The sequence below is a fragment of the Staphylococcus sp. GW823-FHT05F06 genome (assembly GCF_058795495.1).
On record NZ_JBXAHW010000003.1, the window covers coordinates 35,539 to 56,079 of the forward strand.

At 34.4% G+C, this 20,541-nt stretch carries 15 protein-coding genes, 1 riboswitch and 1 other annotated feature; of the genes, 2 read left to right on the forward strand and 13 right to left on the reverse strand.

Annotated elements, in window-relative coordinates; all coding sequences use genetic code 11:
- The 7 genes from dnaB to AC1Q7N_RS02970 form a co-directional block, all read right to left on the reverse strand.
- The gene (dnaB, locus tag AC1Q7N_RS02940) at positions 1-1,401 is read right to left on the reverse strand and encodes a replicative DNA helicase (protein WP_001831779.1); all 1,401 of its coding nucleotides are present in this window, start codon (positions 1,399-1,401) and stop codon (positions 1-3) included.
- Positions 1,402-1,571: 170 nt separating this feature from the next.
- Positions 1,572-2,018 carry a 50S ribosomal protein L9 gene (gene rplI / locus AC1Q7N_RS02945; protein WP_001831811.1) on the reverse strand — a complete coding sequence of 149 codons (447 nt, stop codon included), beginning with the start codon at positions 2,016-2,018 and terminating at the stop codon, positions 1,572-1,574.
- Entirely contained in the window at positions 2,015-3,982 is a 1,968-nt protein-coding gene (locus AC1Q7N_RS02950) for a DHH family phosphoesterase (RefSeq protein ID WP_001832525.1), read from the reverse strand. The genes rplI and AC1Q7N_RS02950 overlap by 4 nt, the downstream gene beginning before the upstream one ends.
- Positions 3,983-4,010: 28 nt before the next feature.
- Positions 4,011-4,937 (reverse strand): YybS family protein, encoded by a 927-nt coding sequence (locus tag AC1Q7N_RS02955; protein ID WP_002494609.1) that lies wholly within the window; start codon positions 4,935-4,937, stop codon positions 4,011-4,013.
- A 248-nt stretch (positions 4,938-5,185) separates the two neighbouring features.
- On the reverse strand, positions 5,186-6,154 hold the full coding sequence (gene metX, locus AC1Q7N_RS02960; RefSeq protein ID WP_002489333.1) for a homoserine O-acetyltransferase MetX: 969 nt from the start codon (positions 6,152-6,154) through the stop codon (positions 5,186-5,188).
- Between the two features lie 64 nt (positions 6,155-6,218).
- A riboswitch (SAM riboswitch) is annotated at positions 6,219-6,319 on the reverse strand.
- Positions 6,320-6,443: 124 nt separating this feature from the next.
- The gene (locus AC1Q7N_RS02965; RefSeq protein ID WP_002489331.1) at positions 6,444-6,773 is read right to left on the reverse strand and encodes an AzlD domain-containing protein; all 330 of its coding nucleotides are present in this window, start codon (positions 6,771-6,773) and stop codon (positions 6,444-6,446) included.
- Positions 6,770-7,462, reverse strand: a complete 693-nt coding sequence (locus AC1Q7N_RS02970) for an AzlC family ABC transporter permease (RefSeq protein ID WP_002489324.1) — start codon at positions 7,460-7,462, stop codon at positions 6,770-6,772. The genes AC1Q7N_RS02965 and AC1Q7N_RS02970 overlap by 4 nt, the downstream gene beginning before the upstream one ends.
- Before the next feature lie 384 nt (positions 7,463-7,846).
- On the opposite strand from AC1Q7N_RS02970, the gene sph reads away from it, so the two are divergent.
- Positions 7,847-8,830 (forward strand): sphingomyelin phosphodiesterase, encoded by a 984-nt coding sequence (gene sph / locus AC1Q7N_RS02975; RefSeq protein WP_002489329.1) that lies wholly within the window; start codon positions 7,847-7,849, stop codon positions 8,828-8,830.
- Positions 8,831-9,360: 530 nt separating this feature from the next.
- Here sph and serS read toward each other — a convergent pair.
- Positions 9,361-10,647 (reverse strand): serine--tRNA ligase, encoded by a 1,287-nt coding sequence (serS, locus tag AC1Q7N_RS02980; RefSeq protein WP_002475481.1) that lies wholly within the window; start codon positions 10,645-10,647, stop codon positions 9,361-9,363.
- Between the two features lie 87 nt (positions 10,648-10,734).
- Positions 10,735-10,950 (reverse strand) — a binding site (T-box leader).
- A gap of 542 nt (positions 10,951-11,492) precedes the next feature.
- Here serS and AC1Q7N_RS02985 point away from each other — a divergent pair.
- Complete coding sequence (locus AC1Q7N_RS02985; RefSeq protein WP_001831762.1) at positions 11,493-12,308, forward strand: NAD(P)H-hydrate dehydratase; 816 nt, start codon at positions 11,493-11,495, stop codon at positions 12,306-12,308.
- Between the two features lie 392 nt (positions 12,309-12,700).
- Here AC1Q7N_RS02985 and gyrA read toward each other — a convergent pair whose 3' ends face one another.
- From gyrA to dnaN, 5 genes are all read right to left on the reverse strand, one after another.
- Complete coding sequence (gene gyrA / locus AC1Q7N_RS02990; RefSeq protein WP_001831812.1) at positions 12,701-15,382, reverse strand: DNA gyrase subunit A; 2,682 nt, start codon at positions 15,380-15,382, stop codon at positions 12,701-12,703.
- Between the two features lie 36 nt (positions 15,383-15,418).
- A complete protein-coding gene (gene gyrB, locus AC1Q7N_RS02995) occupies positions 15,419-17,350 on the reverse strand; it encodes a DNA topoisomerase (ATP-hydrolyzing) subunit B (protein ID WP_002487274.1) in 1,932 nt (643 codons plus the stop codon).
- A 10-nt stretch (positions 17,351-17,360) separates the two neighbouring features.
- Positions 17,361-18,476 carry a DNA replication/repair protein RecF gene (gene recF / locus AC1Q7N_RS03000; protein WP_002458520.1) on the reverse strand — a complete coding sequence of 372 codons (1,116 nt, stop codon included), beginning with the start codon at positions 18,474-18,476 and terminating at the stop codon, positions 17,361-17,363.
- Positions 18,473-18,709 (reverse strand): S4 domain-containing protein YaaA, encoded by a 237-nt coding sequence (yaaA, locus tag AC1Q7N_RS03005; RefSeq protein ID WP_001831806.1) that lies wholly within the window; start codon positions 18,707-18,709, stop codon positions 18,473-18,475. Before yaaA ends, recF begins: the two co-directional genes overlap by 4 nt.
- Positions 18,710-19,141: 432 nt before the next feature.
- Positions 19,142-20,275, reverse strand: coding sequence for a DNA polymerase III subunit beta (gene dnaN / locus AC1Q7N_RS03010; RefSeq protein WP_002447644.1), 1,134 nt, complete (start codon positions 20,273-20,275; stop codon positions 19,142-19,144).
- Positions 20,276-20,541: the final 266 nt, after the last annotated feature.

Below are 20,541 nucleotides of genomic sequence, written 5' to 3' on the forward strand. Positions count from 1 at the left end.
TTATGACATATCTGCATGAGCATAATCAATATCTGTAAATTTATTATATTGTTTCATAAAGTGAAGTTTCACAGTACCTGTTGGACCGTTACGTTGCTTGGCGATGATGATTTCAATTTCACCGTTATCATCATTTGTCTGTGGTTCAAAACCAGCATCGTCATCATCTTCATCACCTTCACCACGATTATAATAATCATCACGATATAAGAAAGCGACAATATCGGCATCTTGTTCTATAGACCCAGATTCACGAATATCACTCATCATAGGACGTTTGTCTTGTCGCTGTTCAACGCCACGTGATAACTGACTCAGTGCAATAACTGGGCATTCTAATTCACGTGCAATCGCCTTAAGTGTACGTGAAATCTCTGAAACTTCTTGTTGACGGTTATCTGAGAAACGTGATCCGCTTCCTTGAATCAATTGTAGATAATCAATCACAATCATATCAAGACCGTGCTCTTGTTTGAGTCGACGACATTTAGAACGTAAATCATTGATACGGATACCTGGCGTATCGTCTATGAAGATTTTAGTTCGTGATAGCTTACCTACCGCAATCGTAAAGCGACTCCAATCTTCTTCAGTCATTGTCCCAGTTCTTAAACGATTGGAATCAACGTTACCAGAACTACAGATCATACGTGTTGCCAATTGGTCGGCGCCCATCTCAAGTGAGAAGATACCGACAGTATACATATCTTCATGCGTGGCAACCTTTTGCGCAATATTTAAGGCAAAGGCAGTCTTACCTACTGAAGGACGTGCCGCTAGAATGATTAAATCATTACGGTTAAAACCAGCAGTCATTTGATCTAAGTCACGATAACCAGTTGGAATACCTGGTGTTTGACCACTATTTTGGTCGAGTTCTTCTGCGGTTTCATATACCTGTCCTAAGACATCTCTAATATCTTTAAAACCATCACTTTCTCTTGTAGAAGATAGTTCTAAAATACGTCGTTCGGCGTCGCTTAAAATCGTATCTAATTCTAATTCATCATTATAGCCATCATTCGCTATACTATCAGCGGTTTGAATAAGTTTCCGTTTCAACGCATGTTTAAAAACGATATCCGTATAGTACTGAACGTTTCGCGTTGTCGGTACACTCGTCGATAGTTCGGCAAGATATTGAGGGCCACCCGCTTCGTTTAAGCTACCTTCACTTGATAATTGATCCATCAATGTGACAACATCAATTTCCTTATTATCCTCATTTAGGTGCATCATTGCTCGAAAAATATGTTGATGGGCGCCTCTATAAAACGACTCAGGAAGCAAGACTTCCTGAGTAGTATTAATGAGTTCTGGATCTATAATAATGGCACCTAAGACAGATTGTTCAGCTTCATTGCTATGTGGCATTTGATTTTGCTCATACATTCCATCCATTATCTACTTACACCTCTTATTTCAATCCATCTTTTATTTTATCGTCATCTGATATTGTCACGAGATACACTACAGATATTTCAGAGGTTAACAAATTGTATAAGTCATACATCTTATATAATTGCACCTATAATAGTAATCATGTACTATCCTCGCGTCATATCTTTAAATTATTGTTCTACAGTGTGCACACGGATTGTACCTTCGACTTCTTTGTCTAATTTCACTGGAACATTAGTATATCCTAGTGCATGAATACCATGCGGTAAGTCCATTTTACGTTTGTCGATTTTAATATCATGTTGTTTTTTTAGCGCTTCGGCAATTTGTTTCGTACTGATTGAACCAAATAGTTTGCCGCCTTCACCTGTTTTAGCTGATACTTCAACTTCGATATCTTTTAACTGTTCTTTAAGTGCTTTTGCATCATCGATTTCTTGTTGTCTATCTGCTTCGGCACGTTTATTTTGTTGTTCTAATTGTTTTAAGTTACCAGGAGTTGCTTCTACAGCATATTTATTTTTAAGTAAGAAGTTATTTGCGTAACCTACTGGTACATCTTTAACTTCGCCTTTTTTACCTTTACCTTTAACATCTTGTGTGAAAATTACTTTCATGCGTCTTCACTCCTACTCATTTGTTCTGTAATTGCTTGTTGTAATTGTTCTATTGCTTCATCTATTGTCGCACCTTTTATTTGTGTCGCAGCATTTGTCAGATGGCCACCGCCACCTAACGCTTCCATTGTTAATTGAACATTTATGGAACCTAAAGAACGTGCTGAGATACCAATCAGGTTGTCTTCACGTTTAGCTACTACATAAGATGCTTCAATGCCTTCTAAACTTAACAACTCATCGGCAGCTTGTGCAACCGTTACAGGATGATAAATTTTATCATCTGAACCATGTGCAATGGCTACACCTTGATCTTGTATCTTAACTGTTCTTATCAATTCTGAACGATTGATATACGTATCGACATCATCTTTTAAGAAATGTTGCGTTAAGATTGTATCAGCGCCATGTGCACGTAAATAACTTGCAGCATCAAATGTTCTGGAACCTGTTCTTAACGTAAAGTTTCTTGTATCTACTATAATACCTGCATACATAACAGTTGATTCTAAACGAGTCAATCTCTGTTCAGTTGGTTGATATTCTAGTAATTCCGTTACGAGCTCAGCAGTTGAGCTAGCGTAAGGTTCCATATACACAAGTAATGGATTTGAAATAAAGCTTTCGCCACGTCTATGATGATCAATGACTACTTTGCGATTTGCTTTATTTAAGACATTTTCATCTAAGACCATTTCAGGTTTATGTGTATCTACAACAACGACAGTCGTCTTAGAAGTCATCATATCCCAAGCCTCATCCGATGTTACAAAGCGTTCTTTTAGTTCCGGTTTCTTATCAATCTCATCCATAACACGACGTAATGTCGGATCAATATCAGAATCATTAAGAACGATAAATGCCTCTAAATTATTCATTGATGCAAAGCGCGAAACTCCGATAGCTGCACCTATAGCATCTAAATCTGGTCGCTTATGTCCCATAACGATAACTTTATCGCCTTCAGTAAGAATATCTTTGAGGGCATGTGAAATCACACGAGCACGTACACGCGTACGTTTTTCCATAGGGTCAGTCTTACCACCATAGAATCTTACATTGCCGTTCATATTCTTAATTGCAACTTGGTCACCACCACGACCTAACGCGAGGTCTAAACCAGATTGTGATAATTCACCTAAATCAATAAGGTTCTCCGTGCCTTCACCTACACCAATACTTAATGTTAGTTGTGCGCGGTAACCCACACTCTTCTCTCTTAATTGGCTTAAGATTTCAAAATTAGAATCTTCTAGTTCAGCCAATATTTTTTGGTTAAAGTAAGCTACAAATTGATCTGAGTTGTAACGTTTGAAGTAAATATTGTAATCTTGTGCCCAACGACTAATCACACGTGTCACCATAGAGTTAATTTCAGAACGTTGTGTATCGTTCATATTTTGAGTGATTTCATCGTAATTATCTAAAAATATTGTTGCAATAATCGGCTTGGAATCTTCATATAGTTCATTTGTACGTTCAGTTTCAGTCATATCAAAGAAGTATAAACAATGCTCGTTTTCTGAATATCGTACATGATAGTAATAATTGTTGTTTTCTATTTCTACTTCTTGAACTTTTTCCAGTTGTTTTAATATGTTAGGGAAGACTTCATTGACATTTTCAGAAATCACATTCGTTTCAATGTGATCTGTCATAAATTGGTTCATCCACTCAATGTGATTATCTTCATCTAACACAATCATCCCTATAGGCAAGTGCTTAATCGCCTTGTTACTACTTGCCGAGATGTGACCACTTAAATCATCCACATAACTATCCATTTTTAGAAATGCTTTTCTCAATAACACGCCACTAATAATAATCATCACAATGAGTATAGCTGTAGCAATACCTGCTACTAATTGGTTAAAAATAAACCACACGACGACAAGTGCTATGGCAGTGAGTACCATTAAAATAAACGGTATGAGCAAAGCTTTTTTAGTGGATTGACGGTTCATTCTTCCACCTCTAATCACTTTTTAATCATCATTTTTTTATTATTTTCTTTAAATTAATACATAAATCAATTACCCCAAGTAATCCAACAATATGCGTTGCCGGTGTAAGAAGTGTCCCTACTACCATAACAAGAATTGTTGCGAAGTTCGGCCATCTTTTAGCTTTACCAAAGAAGTGAATGACACTTAATCCTTGGATGTACATCACTAATGATAACACAACATCAAAGTTTAACACGATGCTTTGGAACGTACTTGGTTCACTTGCAATCATGACACAAATAAGTACTATAAGATAAAACCATAGTAAATTACGGCTCATTTGCCATGCGAATAAAGGTTTAAAAATAGGTGTTGCTACTTTAAATTTGCGTAAAATTGGAAATGTAATAATCAGATTAATTAAGACAAAAATGAAAATAACTATAATTAGAAAACTAGGGAGTTGGACCGTCATTTGTCGGAAACTTTCCTCAAGAATCTGTCTATAGTTTGAATCGATTCCACTTGTTAAGAAAGCCTCATGCATTGCATTTTTAAAAGGCTTAATTAATACAGCTGCCGTCGGGATTTTATCGAATGTTTGTAATAACATCCATCCAATAAGTGTAACTAAACTTAATGAAGCTGTTGAAATATAAAGAATTCGTTCTTTAGATGTTCTTTCCTTAAGTAATTGTCCGATAATCGCACTTAATAATAAGATTAAGACCATCATACTTAAGACAAATGTATTACCTAATAATGTTGTAAGTACAACTGTTACTAATGCGCTAATTCCGAATGATTGTATGGAACGATTCCATAAAACAATACCAGGAATCGTTGCAAATAAACATAAAATCAAGCCGAGAACAGGTAATACATGCGTTACTAAAGCGACTACTAATAATGAAATAATTGCTAAAATAGTTGCTTTAGGTTGTATTTTTGAAAACACATACGCCACTCCCATACTTTTTTGACTATAACTCCTATTTTAACCTCTTTGCTAAAATTTAACAATAAAGTAAAGCCATACTACCAATGACAGGTTATGCATAAGTACGACATATGAAATAGGCTTTGCTTATATAATCTTCTGTAGGACTATTTTTATGCCAAATAATACTTATCTTATGCCAAAGAAAAATTTACCTACTCTGCACTGTTTAGTATTTCTTATGCGTGCTCATGGGGATTTTGTTCTATTATAAAACTTTCCTATTTACGTCGGAATTGTTTCAAATTTAAGAAATGATATAAATTAGGCGCCCAATCATTAAAATTTAGAAGAAAACCATCATGTCCAACATTATCTGGTACGAAGAAATGACGATGATATTTAAAACGTTCTCCTAAAGCTCTTACTTGATCATCAGGATAAAGTAAATCATCAATAAAGCCCATAGTTAGTACTTTCGTTTCCAACGATTGAAAGACTTCATCAACATCATCTCTCCCTCTATCTAAATGATGACTATCTAAGACGTCTAGCAGTGTTAAATAACAATTTAAATCGAAATATTCTTTGAACTTATCACCTTGATGTTGTTGATAGCTCACTACTTCATCTAGTGTAAAACGTTGATCATAACTTTTAGACGATCGATACGTGAGGAAGCCGAGTTGACGTGCGATACTTAAACCTTCTTTACCACCTATATGTATAGCTTGTCTTGCAATCTCGTTAAAAGCACGACTATAGGAGGACGTTTTATCAGTAGCGGCTAATATGATTGCTTTTTCCACCTCGAATTGACGATTATAAAGCAATTCCATAGCTTGCATGCCACCTAAACTGCCTCCAATGAGAATATTAATCTTCTTAAATTCTAATGCTTGTATACCTAACTCAATAGCTCTAACTATATCCCTCAATGTTAAATGTTCTGGGAAGTTGTCATCATTTAATTTAGAACTCGAACCAAATGGACTTCCAATGACATTGAATGTAAGAAATTGATAATCATGAACTGGAATGTAGCCACCATCAATGATTTCTCGCCACCAGCCAGGTTGCGCATCCGTACCGTATGTTAAATGATTGCCAGTAAGTGCATGACAAACAACGACAAGGGGTTGACCAGGAAGTCCTACATGTTCATAACGTAGACGTAAATGATCAATCGTTTCACCAGATTCAGTTATAAACTCACCTAGTTCTAATGTATTAACCGTGTAATTCGTCATAATAGTTCCATACCTCCTTCAACTAAAAAAGTGCCTTACTCAAATGATGTAAAGGCACTTATCGTACTTATCATTCGAGTTGCTCGTTGGTATTAGCACCGTGCTATTTAAAGTCGGTTGCTGAAGCTTCTACGGGCCAAATCCCTCTGCTTCTCAAAATAAGGTTAGGTAATTTAATTGTATTGTGATGTAGAAATGCATTTCGTCTCTAATAGTCTAAATTTTCTAATTATTTTAATTTTAACTAACTTTTTCTGTAAGTTCAATGAATTGATATGATTTTCAAAGATTAAAAGATTAAACGTAAGCAAGCAATGACAAATATACCTCCGAGAATTGTCACTGTTAGACTACGTGTGAAAATAGCGAGCATCACAGTTGGCACGATTGCAATAATATAAGGTAAATTAAGCGTATAACCAAATGCATGATCATGTTGTTGAATTACACCATCTATAATAAGAGCTGTAAATAAAGTGATAGGAATAAAAGAAAGCCATTTAATTACAATTGCTGGTAAGTTGACACGCGATATCATAACAAATGGAATAACTCGAACGAGTAATGTGACCACGCCACATAAAATAATAAGTACTAATGTATGTAAATCTGTCGTCATTTGTCCATCACCACCCCTAACAATGCAGCAACAATTGCGGCTATTAAAATTGCTAGGTATGAAGGTAGAATTGAACTTAGAAGAAGCATCATCACAATCACACATACAATGAGTACAATATATATTCTCAATCGTGATTTCTTAATCCCTTCAAATTGAGATATACATAAAAAAATAAACATTGCGGTAATTGCAAAGTCTAGGCCGAGCGCATCAGGATTTGAAATATACTCTCCGAAAATGGCACCGATTACACAGGAAACAGTCCAAAATAAGTAAGCAGTAATATTTAGTCCGTGTAGCCATCGATCGTTAATTTTTTCACCTTTAACATATGGTGTTATAGCAACGCCAAAAGTTTCATCTGTTAATAACGTTCCAAGCCCTACCCTATTCCAAAATCCATATTGCTTATAATTAGGTGCTAAAGTCATACTTAATAAGAACATTCGAGAGTTAACGATAAGTATTGTAAGCACAATTGCAGAAATAGGGGTGCCTGCAATCACTAATGTACAAATAATAAATTGGGCTGCACCAGCATAAATAATCAGACACAATAAAATAATTTCTAAAACACTGAAATTTTGGGAGACTGCCACAATTCCAAACGATAGTCCTACACCTGCATAACCAAGTAACGTGGGAATACACTCTTTCACACCTTGTTTAAACGTAAGGTGAGTCATATTATCAGCCCCAGTCTCTCCAATAAAATAATAAAATCAGTCTAATACACTTAATTATTTTATTCAATATATTTAAAGACCGGTATGTGTGCCGTCATACATACCGATGTCTAAAAAAGTGAATATGTAAAGGTTTTATTTTTTCAGAATTTTCTTTCTTATTTTTAGACCCTCTTTTTAACTTCTAGCTTTAAAATCAAAATGTTTACAACATTACTTTTAAAGTTTATCAAAAAATAATAGTTACTGAACTTTTGCAACTTTTTAAAACATCATTGATTTTTAATTTTTTATTAAAATTTTATTTAGAAATAGTAATTTCCAAAAGATACTTAATTTTGTTTGATATAATCACACCATCAAATGAAACGAGGTGTAACAATATTGAATTGGCAACGTAAATGTATACTAACTACTTTGTTGGTTTTAAGTAGTTTATTTTTAGTATTTTCGACTATCACATATGCGAGTGAACGTGATTTTAAAGACAGTCTTAAAATCACTACACATAACGTGTATTTCTTACCTACTGCTATCTACCCTAATTGGGGACAATCTCAGCGCGCTGATTTAATTTCAAAAGCAGATTACATTCAAAATCAAGATGTCGTGATTCTAAATGAATTATTTGATAAAAAAGCTTCAAAAAGATTGTTAACACGTCTACATTCACAGTACCCTTATCAAACACCTATCGTTGGTAAAGGTACAGAAGGTTGGCAAAATACTTCTGGTACTTATAGAAAAATTAAAAAAGTAAGTGGTGGCGTTGGTATTGTGAGTAAATGGCCTATCGTACAACAAGAACAACATATTTATAAAAAAGGTTGTGGGGCTGATATGGCAGGTAATAAAGGCTTTGCCTACATTAAAATTAATAAGAATGGCAAATACCACCATATTATCGGAACACATCTACAAGCTGAAGATCCAACATGCTTTAAAGGAAAAGATAAAGACATTAGACAGAGTCAAATGAGTGAAATTAAACAGTTTATCAAAGACAAGAATATCCCTAAAAATGAACCCGTCTATATCGGTGGTGACTTAAATGTCATTAAAGATTCAGATGAATATCAACAAATGGCAAATAACTTAAATGTTTCATTACCTACTCAATTCGATGGTAATGCATATAGTTGGGATACTAGCAGTAATAGTATTGCGAAATATAATTATCCTAAATTAGAACCTCAACACTTAGATTATATTTTATTAGATCATGACCATGCACAACCAAGCTCATGGCATAATGATACACATAGAGTGAAGTCACCAGAATGGTCCGTGAAATCTTGGGGAAAAACATACAAATACAATGATTACTCAGATCATTACCCACTCTCAGGCTATGCATCAAATGAATAGGACGATTGATACATTTAATTATTAAATTTTAATATTTAGAATAGGAGCTATATGAAACATTGGCATTATACTTCGAATTTCATATAGCTTCTTTATGATATTATTTTATGGTTATATAAAAATAAACGTTGTTTGACAAACTAAGTTAAATATTTTGAATATGAATGATAACGTTTAAAAAATCAATTTCCACTATTTTATATTTTTACAGGCGTTATCTAAAAGATAAATACTTGCTACTTCATGTACTATTTTCATGATTTTATAACTCAATCTATGACAATAAATATTCACTATTTTTTAGACATTCGTTTGTGTGACGTCAGACAACCGTATCTATAAAATCGCTTTTATACCAGTATTTTAAATCGTGAAAATCATTTTAAACTATTTTAGACATCCATCCCTAATTGAATATAAAAATACCAATTTCGCCTTTATATATTAAAAAACTGTCGATAAGTTTATAGAATCTTATCGACAGTTAAATAACTTTTTAATATTGTAATCATCTAGTTAAGTTTATATGATTATTTGATTGGTTTTTCAATTTTAGTTTTGCCACCCATAAATGGTACTAATGCTTCAGGAATTGTTAATGTACCATCTTCGTTTTGATAGTTTTCAACGATGGCTGCAAATGTACGACCTACTGCTAAACCACTACCATTTAATGTGTGTACTAATTCTGGTTTAGAAGCAGCATCACGTTTGAATCTGATATTTGCGCGACGTGCTTGGAAATCAGTACAGTTAGAGCAAGAACTGATTTCTTTATAATCATTGTAACTTGGTAACCAAACTTCTAGATCATATGTTTTACTAGCACTGAAACCAATATCGCCAGTACATAAGATAACACGACGGTATGGTAAACCTAATTCTTCAAGAATAGCTTCAGCATTTTGTGTCATTTCTTCTAAAGCATTCCAAGAATCTTCAGGTTGTACAATACGAACCATTTCAACTTTATCAAATTGATGTAAACGAATTAACCCTCTTGTATCTCTACCAGCTGATCCTGCTTCACTACGGAAACATGCAGTTTGAGCTGTAAATAATTCAGGTAGTACACCTGGTTGAATAATTTCATCTCTATAGAAGTTTGTTAAAGGTACTTCTGCAGTTGGAATCGTATATAAGCCTTCTTTTTCAACTTTAAATAAATCTTCTTCAAATTTAGGTAATTGACCTGTTCCAAACATCGTATCAGCATTCACTAATTGTGGTGTCATCATTTCAGTATAACCATGTTGCGTTGTATGTTTTGTCAACATGTAGTTCATTAAAGCACGTTCAAGTAATGCGCCATCTTTAGTTAAGTATACGAAACGAGCACCAGATACTTTAGCAGCACGTTCAAAGTCAGCCATTTTTAATTCTTCAACTAAATCCCAATGCGCTTTAGGTTCAAATTCAAAATCACGTGGCGTACCCCATTTTTTAACTTCAACGTTTTCTTCATCAGAAGCACCTTGAGGTACGTCTTCATTAATTAAGTTAGGAATACGAATTAAGATATCTCTAATTTTAGTATCTACTTCATTAAGTTGATTATCGATATCTTTAATTTCATCACCTAAATGACGCATCTCAGCAATGACGTCATCAGCGTCTTCTTTATTACGTTTCTTTTGAGCTATTTCTTCGCTCACTTTATTTCTTTTCGCCTTCATCTCTTCAGTTTTACTGATTAATTCACGGCGTTGTTCATCTAATTCTAAAACTTGGTCGACAACTTTAGGATCGTCGCCTCTTAATTCAATTTTGCTCTTCACTTTCTCAGGTTCATTTCTAAATAAACGAATGTCTAACATGTAACCTTCATCCTTTCCCAAATAAAATATATTCAATTTTATGGATGACTTCGTGTGATAAAACAATAAAAAAAGACCACATCCCAGACAAGGGACGTGGTCTACGCGTTGCCACCCTATTTAACAATTTCAAGTAAATTAAAACCATTTACCTCAAATTGCGCTTAACTAAAATAACGGTTATTACCGATTGTTCACATATAGTAGGTAGATTCACATGAATGTCGATTACTTGTTCTCACTTACCACAAGCTCTCTGAAATCGAACTATCTATGCTACTTGTCCTACGAACAATACTTTATTAACTTAATTTTAATATAGCAAAGTCATTATCATATTTCAAGTTATTTTAAATTTGCAACAATTACGTCATATTTAGATGTGCTTATATGCAACACTTTTTAAATCATTTGTGTCCCGCTTCTACAACTTGTTGAAACTGAATATCTTGTTCTGTGTAATAGTAGATACATTGTGACGATATACATACAATTTTTCTCGGATGAGCGGCGAGAGAATTTCAACATTATTATAATCAACTGCTTGTAATGTCACCTTACGTTCTATTTCCATTTAATATTTTTAATTAAATAAATAAAACTGCTACATTATGCTATCGGTCTACTAAAATAATGAATCATACATGACGATGTAAAAAGAGTTTCATTTAACTATTGACGAATGTCAGATACAGGTATAGTATTCTTAATTGTATTTAGAAGAGATGATTTAAAATCACATGTAAACAATTGTTTGAAATAAATAAAAAGATTCGTGAAATAAAAAGCAAACATAAGACTTGCAACATTTTAAGAAATAACATGTTATGGGAGGTTATGTCGTTATGAAAACGTTAGATTCTGTTAATATTCCTATAAGAAAAGACGAAACACATAAAGGTGACTATGGTAAAATTTTATTAATCGGTGGATCTGCTAATATGGGGGGCGCAATCATGCTTGCTGCACGCGCTTGCGTTTATAGTGGAAGTGGACTCATTACTGTAGCAACACATCCAAATAATCATGCTGCGCTACATTCTCGTTGTCCTGAGGCGATGGTTATAGATATTAATGATACTAAAATGCTTACAAAAATGATTGAAGCAACCGATAGTATCCTTATCGGTCCAGGTCTTGGAGTAGATTTCAAAGGTAACAATGCCATCACGTTTTTACTTCAAAATATACAACCTCATCAAAATTTAATTGTTGACGGAGATGCTATAACAATATTCAGTAAGTTGAAACCTCAAATTCCTACATGTCGTGTTATATTCACACCACATCAAAAGGAATGGGAGCGTTTGAGCGGTATACCTATTGAAGAACAAACTTATGAACGCAACCTTGAAGCGGTAGAACGTATTGGCGCGACAGTAGTATTAAAACAACATGGTACGGAAATCTATTTCTGCAATGATGATGTCTATAAATTACCTATTGGCACACCTGCTATGGCTACAGGTGGTATGGGCGATACACTTGCGGGCATGATTACAAGTTTCGTAGGCCAATTTGATAACTTTAAAGAAGCCGTTACAAGTGCAACTTACATGCATAGTTTTATCGGTGAAAAATTATCTGACACAATGTATGTTGTTCCACCTTCACGTCTGATAAGTGAAATTCCGTATGTGATGAAACAACTTGAAGGTTAACAGATATCAGAATTAATTACTGTGCTTATCAGTACTGGTAAATTGAGAAGGTACATTGTTGAGAGGGACAGTTACATTTTAGACACTCTCTATTGAAGGGGGTCTAAATGTATGAAAATGATTATTCATTTATCCTCGATGCATGGTGCTACAGAAGTCATAAAGGACAAATCAATTTAATATAAACAAGAAATTAAAAAATGCATGAGACATAGCTATGTCTCATGCATTTTAGCGTATTGGACGTCGATGACTGAGTTAGAAAATAACCTCATTACAACTCTAGTCCGACTTCCCTATATAAACTTTTGTTCATAAAATCTACAGATAGTTTAATTAAGAGTTACGGGCAGAACAACGAACCCTATGTTTCTGTCTTACTCCCTTTTTAATTATTCATCACTATCTTCTTCATTATCTGAAGCACTCTCGATATCTTCATTCACTCTATCCATAAAATCTTGTCTGATATCAATACGATCATCATTTTCAGGAGATTCTACAGATTCCATTTCTGCATCACCTTCTGTATGAATCGCATTGCCTGGTGTCTGATCATCCACTACCTCTTCTACATCTGCTGTTTCAGTAGTAGTAGATTGTTGCGCTTCATCTGCATTTTCCTCATTATCGTCTTCTTCGTTTACTTTAGCAACAGTAGAAACAAATTGACCATCTCCGAGTTTCATAAGGCGTACACCTTGTGCTGCACGTCCATTTTGAGAAATATCATGAACGTCAAGACGAATAATAACACCAGCGTTAGTTACAACCATTAAATCCTCTTCACCGGTTACAGTTGTGATACAAACGATGTTACCATTACGCTCGGTAATTGTCGCAGTTTTGATTCCTTTACCACCACGATTTGATAAACGATATTCGCTAACAGGTGTACGTTTACCGTAACCATTTTCAGTAACTACTAATACTTCATCTTCACTTTCTGAATCTGCAACATCAAGACCAACGACAGTATCCCCTTCACGTAGAGAAATACCTTTCACACCTGCTGCTGTACGGCCTAATGGGCGTAATGTAGATTCAGAAAATCTAATTAATGATGCATGTGCAGTTCCAATAAGAATATCTTCATTACCTGTTGTTAGACGTACTGCAATTAATTCATCATCTTCTTTAAAGTTAATTGCAATTTTACCGTTTTTGTTAATACGGGAGAAGTTACTTAATGATGAACGTTTAACGATACCTTGTTTTGTCGCGAATACGAGATAATCTTCTTCACTTTCAAGGTCTTTAACTGCAATCATCGTACTTATTGTTTCGTCATTTTCGAGTTCAATCGCATTAATAATAGGTATGCCTTTGGATTGACGTGACAACTCAGGAACTTCATAACCTTTGAGTTTATATACACGACCTTTATTCGTAAAGAACAGAACATGATCATGTGTACTCATTGTTACCAATTGACTAACGAAGTCCTCATCCAACGTGTTCATACCTTGTATGCCACGACCACCACGATTTTGAGAACGATATGTAGATACTGGTAAACGTTTAATATAGTTATTATGACTTAATGTAATAACAATTTGTTCTTCAGGGATTAAGTCTTCATCTTCAAGATCTTCTAGACCACCTAATTGAATTTCAGTGCGACGTTCATCGCCGAAACGTTCTTTAATTTCAGTCAATTCATCACGAACTAATTGTAATAGTACTTCTTCATCAGCTAAAATCTCTTCTAACTCTTTAATATATTCTAGAAGTTCATTATACTCAGATTCTATTTTATCTCTTTCTAATCCAGTTAAACGTCTTAAACGCATATCTAAAATTGCTTGAGCTTGACGTTCAGTTAGTTTAAAACGCTCTTGTAAACTTGCCATCGCAATTTTATCAGTGTCCGATTCACGAATTGTTGTGATAATTTCATCAATATGATCTAGTGCTATTCGTAAACCTTCTAGAATATGGGCACGGTCTCTTGCTTTTTTAAGATTATATTCAGTACGTCGTCTAACCACTGTTTTTTGGTGTTCTAAGTAATGGATAAGTGCTTCTTTTAAATTGATTAGTTTAGGTCTACCATTCACTAAAGCAATCATATTCACACCAAATGATGTTTGTAATGGAGTTTGTTTATATAAATTATTTAAAATAACACTCGCATTTGCATCTTTACGTACATCAATAACTACTCTTACACCTGTACGCAAACTTGTTTCATCACGTAAATCTGTAATACCGTCGATTTTCTTATCTCTAACTAACTCTGCGATTTTTTCAATCATACGCGCTTTATTGACTTGGAAAGGTATTTCCGTTACGACAATACGTTGACGGCCACCACCACGTTCTTCTATTTCAGCACGAGAACGCATTTGAATTGACCCACGACCTGTTTCATAAGCTCGACGAATACCACTTTTCCCTAGTACTAAACCGGCTGTAGGAAAATCAGGACCTTGGATGTCTTCCATCAGCTCATTAATTGTGATGTCTGGATTCTTACTTAAACTGAGCACACCATCAATAACTTCAGTTAAATTGTGGGGAGGAATATTTGTAGCCATACCTACGGCAATTCCTGCCGCACCATTTACTAGTAAGTTAGGGAAACGTGCAGGTAAGACTGACGGCTCTCTTTCATTACCATCATAGTTGTCAATAAAATCAATTGTGTCTTTGTTGATATCACGTAAAAGTTCTAATGTTATTTTAGTCATACGTGCTTCGGTATAACGCATTGCGGCTGCCCCGTCACCATCCATAGAGCCAAAGTTACCTTGACCATCTACAAGTGGATAACGATAACTAAAGTCTTGGGCCATTCTTACCATTGCTTCATAAATTGAAGAATCACCATGAGGGTGATATTTACCCATGACATCCCCGACTATACGTGCAGATTTCTTATAAGGTTTATCGGGCGTCATACCTTGTTCATTTAAACCATAAAGAATACGACGATGTACTGGCTTTAATCCGTCTCTAACATCAGGTAATGCACGAGAAACGATAACACTCATAGCATAGTCTAAGAATGATTCACGCATTTCACTGGTTATATTTCGTTCATTAATTCTTGATTGAGGTAATTCAGCCATCAAGAGATCCTCCTTCAAAAGTTCAGTTCATAGTGTCTAGAAATCTAGGTTGGCATAAACTGCATTGTCTTCGATAAATTGTCTGCGATTTTCTACTACATCGCCCATTAACATTTCAAATGTTTGGTCTGCATCAATTGCATCTTCAAGTCTCACTTGCAACATAGAGCGATGTTCAGGATTCATAGTCGTTTCCCATAATTGGTCTGCGTTCATTTCACCAAGACCTTTGTAACGTGCAATTGACCATTTTGGTGACGGGTTTAATTCTTGTTTCAACTTGTCTAGTTCTCTATCGTTAAATACATAATATTTTTGTTTTCCTTGTGTTAGTTTATATAAAGGCGGCTGAGCAATATAAACGTAGCCCGCTTCAATTAAAGGTCTCATGAAACGATAGAAGAATGTAAGTAATAACGTACGTATATGTGCACCATCAACATCGGCATCAGTCATGATTACGATTTTATGATAACGTGCTTTTGATATATCGAATTCTCCTCCAATACCCGTACCAAATGCAGTAATCATTTGACGAATTTCGTTATTGTTTAAGATACGATCTAAACGTGCTTTTTCCACATTCAAAATTTTACCTCTTAAAGGTAAAATGGCTTGTGTTCTTGAATCACGACCAGATTTAGTAGACCCCCCGGCAGAGTCACCTTCTACCAAGAAAATTTCACTTTCTTCAGGGTTCTTACTAGAACAATCTGCCAATTTACCTGGTAAGCTTGAAACGTCTAATGCTGATTTACGACGCGTAACTTCACGTGCTTTTTTGGCAGCCACACGTGCGCGTGAAGCCATAATACCCTTTTCAACAATAATGCGTCCTACAGATGGATTCTCATATAAGAAACGTTCAAAGTGTTCAGAAAATAATCTATCAACAACTTGACGTACTTCAGAGTTTCCTAATTTTGTTTTTGTTTGTCCTTCAAACTGAGGATCGCCATGTTTAATTGATACGACTGCTGTTAAACCTTCTCGTGTATCTTCACCTGAAAGTCTATCTTTATCCTCTTTAATAATCTTACTTTGCGTACCATAGCTATTTAAAACGCGTGTTAAAGCACGTTTAAAGCCATCTTCATGCGTACCACCCTCGTATGTATGAATATTATTCGCATACGTTAATAAGTTGGTTGCATATCCACTGTTATATTGAAGTGCAATTTCCACTTCAATATCGTCTTTAGACTGATGGATATATATAGGTTCATCGTGAAGAGGTTCTTTATTCTCATTTAATAAATCTACATAGGATTTAATCCCGCCTTCATAATGATATGAGTCTTCTCTAACTTCCTCTTCCCTTTCATCTTTTAAAGTAATTTGAATACCTTTATTTAAGAAAGCAAGCTCACGTATACGCTTTTGAAGTGTTTCATAGTTATAAACTGTTGTTTCTGTAAAGATTTCTTTATCGGCTTTGAATCGAATAACTGTACCTGTTTTATCTGTATCGCCAATTTCTTTAAGATCAAATTGTGGCACACCTTGTTTATAGGCTTGATGATAAATCGTGCCATTACGATGTACATAAACTTCAAGATCTTGTGAGAGTGCATTAACAACTGAAGATCCAACACCGTGAAGACCGCCAGATACTTTGTATCCGCCACCTCCAAATTTACCCCCAGCGTGAAGTACAGTTAATATAACTTCGACAGCAGGGCGTCCCATCTTTTCTTGAATATCAACAGGAATACCACGGCCATTGTCAGTAACTTTAATCCAATTGTCTTTCTCAATTATAACTTCAATATGACTAGCATAACCTGCTAATGCCTCGTCAATACTATTATCAACAATTTCCCATACTAAATGGTGCAACCCTCTTTCTGAAGTTGAACCAATATACATACCCGGTCTTTTACGAACCGCTTCGAGACCTTCTAAAACTTGTATCTGTCCAGCACCATAATTATCTGTGTTGTTTACATCTGACAATGTATTCACCATCACTTTCTCGTTACTTTAGTAATTCACCTTGACTAATACGGTATAACTTAGCGTTATTCATTATTTCATGATCTATTCCTTCAACTGACGTTGTTGTCACAAATGTTTGTACTTTATGTTGAATCGTACTTAACAAATGAGTTTGACGTGAATCATCAAGCTCACTCAAGACATCATCTAAAAGTAAGATTGGATATTCTCCTACTTCAATATTCATTAATTCAATTTCTGCCAACTTAATTGATAGCGCAGTTGTACGTTGCTGACCTTGTGAACCATACGTTTGAGCATCCATGCCATTTACATTGAAACTTAAGTCATCACGATGTGGGCCATAGAGACATACACCTCGTTCTTTCTCTCTTTGTAAATTGTCATTTAACAATGCTAATACTTCTTCAATTAACTCAGATTGATTGGCTTCATAATTACTTAACTTCAAACTTGGAACATAATCGAGTGTCAGTGTTTCTCGATGATTTGTAATACCTGCATGAATGGGTTGGGCAAGTGTTTCTAATTCCTTTATAAAGTGCTCTCGACGTAACGTAACCTTCAGTGCATATTCAGCAAATTGTTGGTTTAAGACTTCTAGCATTGTTGTATCTGTCTTCTGCCCAATTTGTAACTGTTTAAGGTAATTGTTCTTTTGCTTTAGAATACGCTGATATTGAGCTAAATCATTCAAATAGACAGCAGATATTTGTCCTAACTCCATATCTATGAACCGTCGACGTATTTGTGGCGAACCTTTAACGATATTTAAATCTTCAGGCGCAAATAAGACGACATTTAAATGTCCAATATATTGAGTTAGTCTGCTTTGTTCAAGATGATTCACTTTAACTTGCTTACCTTTTTTAGTTATAAACATCGTAAGCGGCATCGTGCCATGTCTATAACTTAGCTCACCCTCTATTTTAGCATAATCAGAATTGAAACGTATGAGTTCCTTATCATTTGACGTACGATGACTTTTAGCAAGCGCTAAGGTATAAATTGATTCAAGTAAATTTGTCTTTCCTTGTGCGTTCTCACCAATAAGGATATTCACTTCAGGATGACAATCTAATGTCACCTGTTCATAGTTACGATAATTCTCTAATTGGAGTGTATTAAGTTTCATTGTTCACCTTGATGGATGATTAAAAAGGAACCCGTATCTTCAGGGATATCTGTAATATCAATGCGGTCGTTGTGTTCTAATTTTTTGCCACGTCTTGTTTCACGTTGTCCATTAATTAAAACCTCAAAATCCTGTAGAAACCATTTGGCTTGTCCACCTGATTCTATGATTCCTTCAGTTTTAAGAAATTGACCTAAAGTGATATTTCCTTCTACAACAACTTCTTGAACCAAAATTTCTCACTCCATTTCTGTATGTGTCATTAATATATTATACCGTTTTTTACTTTGAATTTCATTTAAAATAAAGAATGAAATCGTTTACTTTGATATATATTTTATTTTATCAAAAGCTGCTACAAATTTTATAATTTACTTACAATCATTTTAGAAACTTACACTGAATTTTAATTTTAAAGGGGTTTTTAGCACACTTTTTCCACAAGGGTAATTGAATACTCAAATATATTTATTATTGCTATGAAAAGCGCTCAGTACATTTAAAATTAATTTTACATTCACGATAATTATCTCATTCGTCTATATTAAGTTTTGAATGTTTGAAATGAGGTTTGGTATCAATATAAAAGAGCCTATGCGACAAATGCACAGGCTCCTTTGTATAAGAGATTTAGCAATCTAATACGATTGTAACTTTAATTTTTATTAATATGTTCTAATAGGCAGAATTAATTGCGTTACAGAATCATCATCTTTTGGTTTTAAGATAAATGGTTTCATTGTACCAAAGAATTCTACTTCTACTTCATCATTATCAATGGCTTTTAAAGCATCCATCATGTATTTTGAGTTGAAAGAAATTTTCAAGTTTCCGCCTTCTACATCATTAGCGTTAACTTCTTCTTTAACAGTACCAATTTCAGGAGAAGTAGATGAAAGTTCAACTAATTCATTACCTGTACTTAATTTAATAACATTATTTCCACCTTCTCGTGCTAATAAAGATGCACGATCAATTGCATGATAAAAGTCTCCATTGTTAATTCCTAATTTAATCTCATAATTTTCTGGGAATAAACGTGTCGTATCTGGATAATGACCTTCAAGTAAACGTGAGATGAAATTAATATTCCCCACTCTGAATAACACTTGGTTAGAAGCAAAGAAAATATCAATATCTTCGTCGCTGTCACTCATAATTTTGTTTAATTCAGATAAAGCTTTACCAGGAATGATGACATTTTTATTTTCTGATTCATCTTCTAACTGTAATTTTCTTACAGCTAAGCGGTGTGAATCTGTTGCTGTGCATATTAATTCATTATCTTGTATAAGCCAGTTTACACCAGTAAGTACTGGTCGTGTTTCTGAGGTGGACACTGCAAAATTAGTTTGTGCAATGATATTTTTTAGTACCTTAACAGACAATTGAATAGCGTCATCTCGTGATACCTCAGGTAATAATGGATATTGATCAGGATCTAAACCACTTAAGTTAAATTCTGAATGACCTGATGTGATTAATGTTTGGAATTGTTCATTAGTTGATAATTTAACTTCTTTTCCAGGAAGTTTTTTAATAATATCAACGAAGAAACGACCAGGAAGTACAACTGATCCTGTTTCTGTAATTTCAACAATTTCTTCACCATCAACTTGTTTTGGAATAGTGATTTCTATTGATATTTCTGAATCTGACCCAGTTAAAATGACTTCATTATCTTTAGCATCAATTTTGATACCTGTTAAAATCGGTAAAGTTGTTCTAGGTGAGATAGCCTTTAATGTGTCGTTAAGTTGATTAATAAAATAATCTCTTTTGATTGTGAATTCCATCATTAAATTTAAACTCCTTCCAGTCGTTTATATATAATTATATAGGTTTTAAAATCATAGTAATAGTAGTAGGCACTGTGGATTGGTGGATAAGTCTAAAAAACTTACGAATATCACAGTTATACACATGTGGATAAACTGTGTATGTTGTGTATTAATTTTTCACATTATCCACAATTGCTATTGTTATTCAGAGGGACAACTGCCCATCTTTTTAAGTATTGGGAATTGATTTACTTAGTAATTATTCCCTAAAAGACCGTTTACAA

Coding starts and splice junctions, on each gene's coding strand:
- dnaB (WP_001831779.1), bottom strand. CDS start 1,401: ATGGATGGAATGTATGAGCAAAATCAAATGCCACATAGCAATGAAGCT.
- rplI (WP_001831811.1), bottom strand. CDS start 2,018: ATGAAAGTAATTTTCACACAAGATGTTAAAGGTAAAGGTAAAAAAGGC.
- AC1Q7N_RS02950 (WP_001832525.1), bottom strand. CDS start 3,982: ATGAACCGTCAATCCACTAAAAAAGCTTTGCTCATACCGTTTATTTTA.
- AC1Q7N_RS02955 (WP_002494609.1), bottom strand. CDS start 4,937: ATGGGAGTGGCGTATGTGTTTTCAAAAATACAACCTAAAGCAACTATT.
- metX (WP_002489333.1), bottom strand. CDS start 6,154: ATGACGAATTACACGGTTAATACATTAGAACTAGGTGAGTTTATAACT.
- AC1Q7N_RS02965 (WP_002489331.1), bottom strand. CDS start 6,773: ATGACGACAGATTTACATACATTAGTACTTATTATTTTATGTGGCGTG.
- AC1Q7N_RS02970 (WP_002489324.1), bottom strand. CDS start 7,462: ATGACTCACCTTACGTTTAAACAAGGTGTGAAAGAGTGTATTCCCACG.
- serS (WP_002475481.1), bottom strand. CDS start 10,647: ATGTTAGACATTCGTTTATTTAGAAATGAACCTGAGAAAGTGAAGAGC.
- AC1Q7N_RS02985 (WP_001831762.1), top strand. CDS start 11,493: ATGAAAACGTTAGATTCTGTTAATATTCCTATAAGAAAAGACGAAACA.
- gyrA (WP_001831812.1), bottom strand. CDS start 15,382: ATGGCTGAATTACCTCAATCAAGAATTAATGAACGAAATATAACCAGT.
- gyrB (WP_002487274.1), bottom strand. CDS start 17,350: ATGGTGAATACATTGTCAGATGTAAACAACACAGATAATTATGGTGCT.
- recF (WP_002458520.1), bottom strand. CDS start 18,476: ATGAAACTTAATACACTCCAATTAGAGAATTATCGTAACTATGAACAG.
- dnaN (WP_002447644.1), bottom strand. CDS start 20,275: ATGATGGAATTCACAATCAAAAGAGATTATTTTATTAATCAACTTAAC.